This is a genomic window from Pelagicoccus mobilis (assembly GCF_016595505.1).
GTDB lineage: Bacteria > Verrucomicrobiota > Verrucomicrobiia > Opitutales > Opitutaceae > Pelagicoccus > Pelagicoccus mobilis.
On record NZ_JAENIL010000037.1, the window covers coordinates 68,732 to 81,372 of the forward strand.

Sequence of the window (12,641 nt, forward strand, 5' to 3'; positions counted from 1 at the left end):
GCTACTCGGTGGTGACGGGGATTTCTTCGCTCGGTGGCAAGTCTTGCTCGAGGGTGAGCACTTCTGATTCTGCTTCGTGGGCGAGGATTCGGTCCATGAGGAGGTGGGCTGCTTCTAGGTCGTCATCCCAGGAAAGGGCGTAGAGAAGCTCGTTTTTCGCGGCGTCGTATTCTTGGTGGAAGTAGTAGAAATAGCCGAGCACGAGATGAGCCTTGTAGTCGCGTGGGTAGCGTTCGACCCAGTCTTTGAGGTGTTGGGTGTGTTGAGCGAGGTCTTGGCTGCGGGAGTAGATTTCCGAGAGGTTGATATGGACATCGGCCCATTCGGGAAAGAGCTCGAAGCCTCGAGAAATGTCGTCGAATGCGGCTCGGTAGTCTTTGATGGCGATATGGGCTTGGGCTCGTGCGAAGTAGAGCAATCCGTTTTGAGGCTCTTCGTTGATGGCTCGCTTGAAGTTTACGAGCGAGTCGTAATAGCTGCCTTTGGCGAACGTGGCGTAGGCTTTGGCGAGAGAAGTGGAGGAGCTGAAGATGTTTGTGGGGCGACTTCGTTCGAGATACAGTTCATAGGCCCAGCGGGGGAAGTTCCGGTCTTCGTAGAATCCTAGGTCGACGAAGAAGAAGAGGCTATCTTTCCGGTTCATCACGTAGGCGTCCTTTGGATACGCATACCAGCGTCCGTTGAAGTAGTGGTGTCCGCAACCGTTGCTGTGGACATGGCCGTCGGACTCGACGATGAGCCATTTAGCTCCATCGTAGAGGTGGCCGCAGTAGTCTGTGTGGACGTGGTGTTGTGGGAAGTCGTGCCAAAAGTCGTCGTAGTAATAGTGTCCGCAGTTTGGCCCGTGGGTATGGTAGTGAGAGGTGTTGTGCCAAAAGCCGTTGTAGTAGTAGTGACCGCATCCTGCGTGGTGGTGATGGTGGCTGCCGCCGTAGGAGAGCCAGACGCCGTTTTCGTAGAAGTGTCCGCAGCCGACTCCGTGTACGTGGCCTATGTTGAAGGAGATCCAGAGTCCTGAGTGGTGGTGATGCCCGCAGCCGTGGTAGTGGCGGTGGGAGCGGGGCCAATCGTGCCATCGTCCGCTGTAGTAATGGTGTCCGCAACCGTGACCATGGCGGTGCTTGTGGTGCACGATTTTGTGGTGGAGGCGAGTGGGCGTTTTTTTGTAGCCGTGCTTGTCGTGACCGGGCTTGCCGTGCCCTCGGTCTTTGTGGGCGTGGTCTTTGCTTCCTGGTTTAGAATGTCCGTGCCGGTCGTCGGTCTTTCCCATCTCGCGCAGGGCGGTCATGCGGTCGCGTTCCCGTCTTTCGCCTGTGGCTTTTTCGGCGCTGCGGCGTTTGTCGAGATAGACAGTACGTGCGGTGTTTCGGTCGGCTTGGTAGCTCTGGTCTTTGGTGACGTGGCGATCGCCGAGCTTGTAGGTGGTGCTGACTCTACGTGTGGGACCGGAGGGTGAAGTGGTGGTATTGGTGCGGGCGTTACGATTGATTGTCGTCGTACTTTGGTTACGCGTATTTTGTTGGCCTTTGTTCTGGGTGAGGGTGGCTCTCGACTTAGACCCTGGACGCTGGGCGTTTTTGTTTGGCGAGACGCTTCTTTGAGTTGGGGTGATGGTGGTGTTTCTGTTGGTGGAACGGGTGCTGGTTCGCGGGGCAATCGAGGGTTGGCTGTGGGTTTCGCCTTTTCGCACGGAAGTGGAGGGGGGTGGGGTGCGACGGTGGCTGTTGCTGGAGTTGGAACTGCTGCGTGTGTTTGCGGGGCGATTTGTTTTGACGCTGGGGCGGCTTACGGGAGTCGACTTTTGGACGCTGGAGCTATCTCGGCGATTGGAGGCGTTGGTGCGGGATTGCGTGCGACTAGGGGCGGTCGCTTTGGTGGAGGACTTTGAGGAGGAACGGCTGGGCTGCGAAACGCGCGGAGGGGCGCTGCGGGTGTGCGAGGATGAGGGCTTGCGGTTGATGGAGCTGTTGGAGGAGCGAGACGTGCTGGAGCGCGATTGGGAAACTCTGGGTTGTGAGACCCGTGGCGGGGCGGGGCGAGACTGGGAGACGCGAGGCTGGGAGCTGCGCGTGTGGGATGAGCTGGAGGAGGAGCGGCTTGGCTGCGAGGCGCGCGGGGGAGGGGCTGAGCGTGTGTTTCGGCTTGAACTCGAGCTGCTGCTTCTCTGGCTGGAGGAAGAGCTGACTCGTGAAGAGGAAGGGGGAGCGGAGCGGGTGTGGCTGGTGCTCGGGCGGCTTCGCGAGGCTTCTGGCTTGTTTGGACCGGAGCGTGATGGACCGGCTTCGAGCGAGATGTAAGGGAGGGGGAGCAACAGTATGGCGATCGCGAAGACGACGAAGGTCTTCAGCCTCAGGAAGGGGTGAGGATAGGGGCGATTTTGCATGGCTATGGGCTCCTTTTTTCTGGGGTAGGAAGGGTGGATCCCGCTGTCGCGGGATCCTGACTAAATGTAGACTAACATAGGGTAGACGAGGCCTAGAATTATTCTATTCACTGTTTTTGTTAAGCTAGGCTGATTTTTATGGGCAGGAATTGAATCTGGGTGGCGCTAGGTGCTCGTAGTGGTTAACCGTTACTCTTTTGGAATCCCGATAATCTTATGAGCTCGCTTAACCCTCTTTTGCGAATCGCTCTGGCTGTAGTGTTTGTGTGTGTAAACGGGTCGCGTGTGGCGGCTGCGGAGCAAACTCGGATCGAGCCAGTGGTCACTTCTAACGGCGCAATCGTCCTGCAAATCGCTAAGTTGGAGGGGGGCGGATCTCTGACCGGAATTCAGGAGTATGCCGTGATGGTGTCGGACGATCTGGTGAACTGGGAAGAGATCGCTCGGTCTCGCTTGCTCGAGGAGCTGCAGGTTGTGGATCTTGAGCGGGGAAGTCGGCCGGCACGTTTCTACAAGATTGTGGGGATTGATTTGGATGAGTCTGTGCGGGTGTTTGCCGAAGGTTTGAGCGAGGACTTGTCGGAGGTGCGCGACTTTACGAGCGGGATCGTTTTGGAGGGAATTTCACTCGCTGACTACGAGGAGGTGGAGGCTCGCCTGGCTGAGATCCGGGCGGAGATTGTCGAGTTGCTGGATAGTGGAGCGTTGGTGCCGGAATCGCTGTTGGTGTATTACCGGGAGAGCAGCGGGGAGATTGACCGGATGATGGCTGCCCAGCCGCTTTTGCTGGAGTGGGAAGGGGATGTTTACGAGATCGAACTGTCGCGAGCGATGGCGGCTTTGAACGAGCAATATGCCCGTTTGGACGAGGTGAGCTTGCAGGACTATGACCGCCTCTTGGGAGTCGATGAGGAGGATTTGGAGGGGCTTGAGTCGCTCGTCGAGTACGTCGAGCGCCGGCAGGTGGGCATGCAGTCGAGCTTGCCGTTGTTCGATGCTATTTCTCCTCGCGGCCAGTTCGAGCTCACGACGCGTTTGTTGCTGAGGCATCTCGATGTGTTGTCGGAGGAGAGGGTCGATTCGGACAAGGATGGGCTGTGGGAAATCGACTACTTGCTCTATGGCCGCTTGCTCAATGGTTTGGAGCGTTTGAAGCGTGTGAACGAGTCGCTGGCGGATGCGGCTGAAGCGGAAACCCCGGTCAGTTTCGCGGAGGTGTCGAGCGGACGTGTTTTGACCGAAGCGCTTGAGAGGCTGCTTTCGGCGATTGACCGGCGGCAAAGGATGCTGGAGGAGAGCGTGTGGGGCAATGTGGACTCCAAGGAGATCGACGAGGCGTTTGAGTCGCAGGCGCGGTCGGAGGCGTTGAACTTGATTGTGAGTCGCCGGAATCTGTTGTTCGGCAAGTTGGAGAGCTCTTTGTTGAGGGAAGGCTTGGAGATGGAGTTGTTTCCGGAATTCGAGTTGGGCTTGGATCAAGGCGAGGTGCGATTTGGCGATTTGGAGCAGGCTCTCGCGGTGTTGCTTGCGTATGGCGACACGGCTCGGAGCGAGGTGGCGGAGATGCTCGAGCGTTTGGAATTGGATGACGTGGTGCGGACGCGTTTTGTGAGTGTTTTGGAGCGCGCGCTTAACGGGTATTGGGCTGGGTCTAAGTGGGGGTCGGGGATCTTCCAAAAATCGTTTGGAAAATGGAGGGCCCATTATTTGAGCGGTGAGTTATTGTTTGAGACGGAGGAGGGGGCGCATGTTAAAGTGTCGCCGCGTTTGCTCAGCTTTTTGGACGAGTTGCCTCGTTCGATCGACACTCTTGTGTCGTATCCAGGAATTGGGAACATGTTCACTCGGTCGGAGCTTGAGTCGTTTTTGAGTGAGGGGGAGTACTCTGACTTATATCGTATCCGTCTGGATCCGGATTCCGAGTCGACCCTTAGTTCGCTTTCTGAATACGCCGTGAAGGCGCAGCTGGTTCAGGCGATTCTAGAGCTGCGAGGCGGGGAGGTCCTGGACGAGGGCGTGATTGACTTGGTTTTGTTTGGCCGGGAAGTGCTGTTCGAGGATAGTCAGGATGGATTGGTTGAGCGGATTGATGCTGCGCGGGCGAAGGCTCGGGACGAGCTGCAGGGGTTGAACGACGATCCTCTGGAGGGTGGATCGTGGCGTACGTTTTACGCTGAGCAGGCGGTCGCGGACGAGTTGCTTGCGGCATTGAACGAAGTTGTCAGGGACGAAAGCGTGGCGGCTCGCTCTTTGGAGCAGTATTTTCTCGTGGACTTGGCGAGGGAGCGTTGGGAGGAGATCTGGGAGGTTTTGGCCAGCCGATGGGGTGTGCCGAGTAATGTGAATCTCTGGGGCGGCACGAGCGAAGTGCCGTCACGTGAAGTGGAAATTGTATTGGAAGGGAGAATACACACGTTCTCGACTCATTGGCTTCGCGAGGTCTTTTGGTCTGCATTGAATCGTGTCGCGGTGCCGCGTAGCGATGATGTCTTTCTCATTTACCAATGGGCCCGTCTCAATGGATTTGAAGAAACGGAACTGCTCGAGGTTGCCAAGGTGAATGCGTATGGACCGAACCCTTGGATGTATTGGGGAGTGATTAGCTTTGACGGTGAGCAGGGGGTAGAGGATGAGCCGAATCGTTATGAGATGTTTCTGGGATTCCTGCCCCGTTGGCTGGAATCGCTTGATGCGGATGAAGTGCTTGAGGGCGGTGTTCTAAGTGCGGAAAAGATCGAGTCGGTGGTGACTCGAGAGTTGGCGTATGCGGTGGCGGCAGGGGAGTCGATCTCTGGTTTGATTGAGGCGGCCGAGTACGAAGAGTTGAATCGGCTCTATGTTGGCTACAAGAACGCTGTATTCAATCATTGGGGAGTTATCGAGTCGTTGGAGGGTGATTACATAGCGTTGAAGCGTCGCCTTGCGGAGGCGGCAGAGCCGATCGTAAAGCATTTGAGCGAGTGGGAGATGTATACCTTGTCTAATGGCAGGGCGCATCGTGACCTGAAATGGCAGATCAGACGCTTGTGGGACCTTAGCAGGGCGATGCCTGTTGTTAGTCTCAAGGTAGGGGAGGAACGGTGGACGGTCGACTTTAGAGAGTTGGCGGAGTGGCAGGAACGGTGGCTCTGGGGTGTGGATGAGTATCTTGAAGCGTATCCAGGTCTTGTAGACAGCGACTTTGTGGACTCGAGAGTGATGGATTACGGGCTACGCTATTCTGCGAGTGGTGTGCTGGAGGAGGACGACTTGTATGAGGGTAAGGTCGACATGAGAAAGCTGGTTGTCGCGGCTCTGAGGCGAATCGCTGGTGGAGGGGAAGGTGTGCCGGATCTTTATCGCGATTCTATCGTTGTCGAAAACAAGGTGAACGCAGAAACGCTGCGCAGACTTTTCAGGGCGGTCGATACTACGCATGAAGATGTGCTGAGACAGGCTCATGATCTGGTGGCTGATGCGATGATACGGATTGGGGAGCGTTCAAGGTATCAGATGACGATAGCGAACCTAGAGGGCTTGTATGAGGAGATACTCTCGTTGAGGGCTGCATTGGTTGCTCTCGTTGAAGAAGAGACGCGGGTTCTGGCTGCGTCGGATGCGGTAGAGATCGAGGAAGCTGTGACTGGGGAATACCGTGTCGCGTTTGACGTGTTGTTCGACTATCTTCGTGAGAGACCGCTGGTTGTTGAGGTAGGTGGAGAGCTGAAGGACGTACAGTTTGAGGAGGTGAAGCCCTTGCTGATTGAGACATTGCAGCGGCGCTTTCCGGGAGAGGATTTGGCGGCTTATCATTTTGCCTCCTTTTATGGGATATCGGTCGGGGATTTGAGACGCTTTGACAAATTGGAGCAGTTCTTGAACGTCCAGATTGTGGCGGTTCCAAGGAATTCTCAGTATGTCGAAGTTGTATCCAAACTATCGGACATCGGCTTGAGGCAGTTCGTTGCTTTGATGGTTTCCCGTTTTGGAGAGGCGGTGTACGATGAATCGTTGGATCGTTTGGATTTTGAGGCTTTGGTTGAGATCGCGTCGGATGAGGAAACAGGAATCGAGAGAGCGACTAGCCGTGTTGGCGAGCTCTTCGCTAGTGCTCGAGCGGAGATCGATGCAATTGATGAACCAGGATCGCTTGAAGGTCTGGAGGGCATGGTCGAGGTGCTGTCGCGAAACCGAGAGCTTATTCGCGTTGAGTTGATGGGCGAGATTACCGCTCTCTCTGATGTTGGAGCGGAGCAGGTGAGGGAAGTGATCGCTTTGCGTAACGAGGAACTGGTTTCGCGCGTCGGAGAAATTGTATTTGGGAAGAAAATACAGTTCGAGGCGATAGACGGTTCGGGGATTTCTATCGATATGTCTCTCTATGAAGGCGAGCTTGTAGAAGCGTTGAACCTAGCCTTGGATGGAGGCGATGCTGAGAACTCGTCGGAAGAGCTCTGGATGGAGTATCGGTTGGAGATCTATCTTCTCGTCGCTCGGCTTGCCTATGCTTACGGTGACTTCGTGTTGGATGAAGGCTCTTTTTCCGTGGAGCGTTTTGCGGAGAATTTGCAGGTGCAAGACTCAGTCCGAATGGAGTTGTTTGCGGAGGAAGCGTTTGTAGAGGAACTGGTCTTGCTTGAGGCGGCAATCCCCGAGGATGAGGGGCGTGCTACTCGAGGCGAGGTGAGTCTCTTGGGCGATCAATTAAGCGAGTCGCGTCCACATTTCATGAGATTGCACGAGCGTTCCGAGCTTTATGGAATTGATGTCTTTTATCGCTTTCAACCCCCCGTCGTATTGGAAAAGTGGTGGCAATTAGTTGGGCGTTACGAGACTCGTTTGCAGGAGTCGGATCTCATCGTGAGCGATGGAGAGGTGAGCGTGACGCTTCCTGTTGTCGAAATGGCTCGGGTTGTGGGGGATGCGTTGAATGAAGGGGATCTGCCTTTCTTGGATCAGTACGCGGATGAGGGAGAGACTCGTTACGAGTACGGGCGTTTTCGAAACTTGATGCCGCCAAGAAATGCGGTTGGTTTGGACTATTCCTTGTCGGCTATCTCCGCTGGGCTTTTGAGGGATCGGTTGGAGCTACCGACTTGGGGTTGGATTCCGGACGAGTCTGAAAATGAAGCAGGCGCGTTTAGCCGCTTTGCTCGATTGCCAGGCGTTTTGGCGAGAGATGTACGGGGATTGGAATTGGGGGACTGGAGTGAGCTTAAGGTGCCGAGCAAACGGGCGATCGATTTGATGAAGGGGCAATTGAATTTGCGTACGCTAAACCCCGGCAGTGGAATCGATCTTTTCCAACCAGATTGGGAGCTGGGAGGCGATCGCCTGAGCGAAGTTGTAGTCGAACCCGAATACGAGTCTGGTTTCTTTTGGCTGTCCTGGCGAGATCAGCGTTTCAGGGTCTTCGTCGAGGTGTTGCTTGATTATTGGGACCTGCTCGTTGACGAAAACGGAGCGTTTCAGATGGATGTGTTTGAAACCCTGATACGGACGGAAGTCGATTCGGACGAGGTCGCGGGGCACTAGTGCATTTTTCTTGTGAATAGGCGGCGAGGCAGGGCTTGCTGGTCCAGTCAGCCGCAATGCAGAATCAAGGCTCTACGGCGGCCTGCGGCGAGGCCGCCCTACCTTCCGATCTTAGGAAGGATACGCCAACTCAATAGAAAAGTGCATTAGTGTAGTGTCAGCGAAATATCTCACATTATTCCTGTGGTGGAGTAGTCGCGGCACAAGGCCGCTTCCCACAAGACTTAGCGAATGTAACGAACTTAGCTGACTTTACACTCGCTCGGGTTGTTTTTCCAGACTTTGGCGATGGTGTCGCGGGCGGCTTTGATGGCGGGGTCGTTGCTTTTGCGAGCTAGGTTGGCGAAGTAGAGTTGGTTGCAGAACTCTTCTTCGCATTTCCAGATAAAGGCAGTGCCATCCTCTTCGAGAAGCTTGGCTCGGTCGTATTCCATGAAGGCCGATCCGAGTCCTTGGGCCACAAGTTCGGCTCGCATTTCGTCGCCGTCGGCTTTGACGTTGAAGCGAAAGGTGAGGTTTCGCTTTTGGAAGGCGGTTTCGATGGAGTGGAGGAAGGCGCAGTTGCAGCTGGTGTAGATCCAGGAGTGCTGGGCGAGGGCGTCCCAGTCGTTGTCGGGTATTTCATTTCGCCAGACGGTTGGCACGGCGATGGCGAGGGGCGTTTTCTGTAGAGGGAGGAGCTCGATGTCGGGGAGTTTTCCGGTGGTGTAGACGAAGCCTGCATCCAGATTTTCGGTACGGATGGCATCGATTATTTTGGAGGAGTCGAGGCTGAGGAAGTTAAGTTCGAGGCCTGGGTGCTCTTTGCGAAGGCTGGAGGCGAACTCTGTGGCTTTGAGAAAGTTGGGGGAGGAGTTGAGTCCGATTTCGAGTCCGCCGAGGACTTGGCCTCGTAGGCTGGCGGCTTCGGAGGTGACGTCGAGTACTGCGGCGAGGATGCGTTCCGCTTTGTCCCGTATGGCGATGCCTTCTGAGGTGAGCTGCATGCCTTTGGCGGAACGGTTGAAGAGGGAAATGCCGAGCTCCTCCTCGAGGGCTTTTATGTGTGAGCTGACGGACGGGGGTGTGGTGTAGAGGCGTTTGGCAGCTTTTGTGACGCTGCATTCTTCTACGACGGCGAGGAAGGTTTTGATTTGGTAGAGCTCCATGTTCTTGCTGGATAGTTTGCCGATGCGGGTCTTCTTGTCTAGGTGCAAGCGGAGCACTGGCGTTTGGAATTTGTGAAGACCGTGTGCGGGTGAGCTTTACGCTCGGGCTTGGGGTTGACTGTGCTTTTTGCGTTTCGCTAGTAGGGCGATCTTTACGGCGATGTCTTGGATGAGCGTTGCGTTGGCTTCGCGTCCGTAGCGTTGGGCTTCGAGGGTGGCTCGGGTGTTGATCCAGATCGGGTCGGCGTTGAGCTCGTGGATTTGTATGAGGGAATCGAGCTGGGCGAGAAGGCGGCCTGCTTTGTGGCGAAGGAGGAGCTGGGCTGGCTTGTTGGGCTGCGAGTTCTTGGAGATAGCGAACGCGAGGGCGGGGAGGCCGAATGCGAGTAGCAAGAGTAGGAGGATCCAAGGGGGCGAGGATGGGGAATCCTTGGCTGGGGGAGTTGGGGGTTGATTGGGATCGGAGAGCTCCTGGGCTGTTGCGTGAGAGGGGTGTGGTGGAACCTTGTTTGTGCCTTCGACTGGAGTGTCGCTTTGTGCGGGGGACGCGGATGTGTCGGTCAGGGCTTTTGGCGCTGTATCGGGTAATGGGAAGGGGCTGTCATAATTCGTGGCAGGGTTTTGTGATTGGCTCTTTTCGACGGGTGACTCGATGGGTTGGGGCGTGGTGATCGCGTCGTTCGTTTCGGTTTGAGTGAGCCAACTTGGGAGCTCTTCGTTAGCAGTCGTAGGCTGGGAGGTTGCTTGGCGCTCGGCTTGGAGGAGACGGACGAGGCTGCTAGGATTTGCTTCGCTAACATAGCTGGCGGCCCGGCGGACTTCTGCTTCGGAAATGCCGGGAGTAGGGTCGAAACGTATCCACTGGTTGGATTCGTTGAGGTATTCGACCCATGCGTGAGCGTTGTTTTGTCGGAGAATGTAGCGTTTTTCTCTGGGATCGTATTCGTTGCTTGCGAACCCGCTTACTACGCGGGTGGGGATGCCGCGGCTGCGGGCGAGTAGGGTGAAGGCGGAGGCGTAGTTGGAGCAGAGGCCGGGGGATTCGTTTTTCAGCCAGCGGACAACGGGGTGTCCTTCTCCTTCTGGGATCGTGACGAAGTAGGAGTAGTCGTGCCGATTGGCGAAGTAGTTAGCGAAGCGGTAGGAGAACTGGAGGGATGAGGAGCGGCTGCCGCCGACGCGTTTGGCGAGCGCTGTCAGGTAGTTCCGGTCTTTGCGATTGAGGGGCACTTGCAACATGCGGTCGCGGTACTCTTTGCTGAGGTAGCTGGTTTTTCGTTCGCGGTTTGTGACTTCGAGATCGGCGTTGTGGAGACGGTAAGTGATCGGTGAGTCGGACTGTGGAGCAAGCGCGACGCGGTCTTCCGGGTACAGGTTGATTTCGTCGATGCCGAAGATTTGGAATTGGGAGAATGAGGCGGGGAGGGGGAGAGTTGGGAAGCGGTTTGGTATTGAGGTGATGGTGACTGTGGCGAGTTCGCTTTTGCTGGTGAGGAAACTCTGGAGGTTGACGATTTCCGCGTTGGGAGTGCTCATCGACACTTGTCCGTCGTCAGAGCGGGCTCCGCCGAACCCGCTTTCGGAAGCTGTATCCAGTACGTTGCTACGAAGGTAAAGCTTTCTGGGGGCGTTGCGTGTGGAGTTCAGTTTGACGGTTACGAGCGGTTCCTGGCTAAGAAGCGCGGAGACGTCGCTGCCCTGCAGGTTGAGGGCTTGGCTAATGGCTTGCTCGGGGCGGTTGAAGGCGTTGAGGAAGCGGTCGAAGTCGGAGCTGGATTCGAATTGATCGAGCGGGCTTTGGGAGTCGCTGGAAGTGGGTGGTGCGTTGTTGGTGTTGGGGGAAGGTGGGAGCGTTCCGGCGACGGGGGAGGGAATGCCGAGGTCGACGTCGTTGGGTAGAGCGGAGTCGAGGCGCGCGCGTGGCGGTGTAATGAGGGGAACGGGAGAGGATCGTTCCCATTGGCTATCGGTAAATTGGGCTTGGGAGTCGTCTTGTTGGTAGCGGTAGGTTGTCGTGGGGCTAGAGGCTCGGTCGCGTTTGAAGGGATGGTAGCCGTATTCGTTTTCCTGATTCCGTTTGGGGGTCCTTTGGTAGGAGTCTCTGTTGGAGAGAATGTTGGGTGGAGTTGTATGCTCTGTCTTTTCGGGGGATTCGCTCGTGAAGGATTCCGTTAGGTTGCTGACTTGGGTTTCAATGAACTTTTGGCTGATGACGGAGTTGGCGATGGTTTCGATCTTCTCGTCTTCCAAGTCGGAGGCTTCTGATACTTGCTGCGCTTTCTGGGCGAGGGAGACGGCGTAGTAGGGAGCGTACTTGGGCACGTAGTCGGCCCAGAAGGGAATCTTTAGGGATAGGAGGTAGAGTAGGCAGGCTAGAAGGATGGGGAGCGTGACGAGGCGTGCTGGGACCTTTTTGTTCGCGTAGCTTGGCGGGGTGAGGGGGGTGGCGGGGTTGGTGTGCTCGTTGGCCGAGCGAGCGAGTTCGTGATTTCTGAGGAGAAACGATAGGAGGGGAAGGATTGAGAGGAGTATGGCAAGGGAGAGGGAGGAGAAGTGGAAGCTTGCTGTGAGAGCGAGGGTGAGGCCGAAGATGAGTTCGGGATGCGGGCTGTCGTTGCTATTCTGATACCGTTTGCTGAGGGCGATTTCCATTAGCGAGACGAACGCGAGGCTAATGGTGAGCTCCCTGATGGGAGGTTGGAAGTCGTAGTAGAGGAAGATGTTGCGGAGGAAGAGAAGGAAGGAGATTGTCCCGATAGCGGCGACGGCACGACTTCCGCCGAAACTGTTTTGGTTTAGGGCGGAGATTGTGGATACGGTAACGGCGAGTACGATGGGGAGTCCCCAGTAATTGGTGAGGCTATCTGGCCAGAGGGGGAGGAGGGTGGCGAGATAGGCGATGAATCCGAAGAGAAATCTTGTGATGGACTTTAGTCTCTCAGGGGCCTGGAGAGATAGGCTATGGATGGTGATGGAGCCCAGCCCAATGTAGAGAGGGATAAGGAGGTTTTGCAGGACGATCGCATAGGCGATCAGTCCGGAGCACAGGGCGATCCAGTAGCTCAGGGCAAGCTGCGGGAAGCATACGAGTCTGTGCGGTAGATGGGTCATCGTGAACTGGCCTTGTCAGTCACGCTGTCGGTTTTTCTGGGTTTACGTTGGCCTGTTTGAGGGAACGTCTGGTGAAGGGCTGCGAATGCGAGAGGTTTTGGTGTGCTGAGGGGCTAGGTGAGCAGAGCTTCTAGGCTGGCGAGGTCGAAGCGTTCCGCAAGGAGGCGAATGCGTTTGGCGAGGGGCTCGTCGACGGTTTGGAGCTCGTCTGCGAGGTCTTCGACTTCGGTGATGGCGCCGCCTCTGATGGCTGCGGTGAGTTTGGTGAGCAGATCCTCGGGGAGTTGGGCGAGTTGGCTGGAGTAGTCGGGCTCGGGTTCCTGCTTCGCTTTCTCGGGGGAGTCCGGCTCGTCGTATATGTAGTCGATGCCGGTGACGCGGTTGATCTCCTCGAAGAGGATGTTGTGATGGACGGGCTTGCGGACGAAGCCGTCCATGTCGGCGACGAGGATGCGCTGGCGGTCCTCCTCGAAGGCGCTGGCGGT

6 protein-coding genes are annotated in these 12,641 nt (G+C 56.3%); 2 read left to right on the plus strand and 4 right to left on the minus strand.

All coding sequences use genetic code 11. From position 1 onward, the window contains the following. Position 1: 1 nt before the first annotated feature. Complete coding sequence (locus JIN87_RS18755; RefSeq protein WP_200357142.1) at positions 2 to 1,690, minus strand: tetratricopeptide repeat protein; 1,689 nt, start codon at positions 1,688 to 1,690, stop codon at positions 2 to 4. A gap of 19 nt (positions 1,691 to 1,709) precedes the next feature. Here JIN87_RS18755 and JIN87_RS18760 point away from each other — a divergent pair, with 19 nt between their 5' ends. Beyond that, positions 1,710 to 2,297, plus strand: coding sequence for a hypothetical protein (locus tag JIN87_RS18760; RefSeq protein ID WP_200357143.1), 588 nt, complete (start codon positions 1,710 to 1,712; stop codon positions 2,295 to 2,297). A gap of 302 nt (positions 2,298 to 2,599) precedes the next feature. Then, the gene (locus JIN87_RS18765) at positions 2,600 to 7,897 is read left to right on the plus strand and encodes a hypothetical protein (protein ID WP_200357144.1); all 5,298 of its coding nucleotides are present in this window, start codon (positions 2,600 to 2,602) and stop codon (positions 7,895 to 7,897) included. A 242-nt stretch (positions 7,898 to 8,139) separates the two neighbouring features. On the opposite strand, the gene JIN87_RS18770 is transcribed toward JIN87_RS18765, so the two are convergent. The 3 genes from JIN87_RS18770 to JIN87_RS18780 all read right to left on the minus strand — a co-directional run. Beyond that, a complete protein-coding gene (locus JIN87_RS18770; protein WP_200357145.1) occupies positions 8,140 to 9,102 on the minus strand; it encodes a LysR family transcriptional regulator in 963 nt (320 codons plus the stop codon). A 39-nt stretch (positions 9,103 to 9,141) separates the two neighbouring features. Then, entirely contained in the window at positions 9,142 to 12,156 is a 3,015-nt protein-coding gene (locus tag JIN87_RS18775; RefSeq protein WP_200357146.1) for a transglutaminase-like domain-containing protein, read from the minus strand. Positions 12,157 to 12,269: 113 nt separating this feature from the next. Beyond that, positions 12,270 to 12,641: response regulator (locus JIN87_RS18780; protein ID WP_200357147.1), on the minus strand; the 372-nt coding region annotated here is incomplete at its 5' end.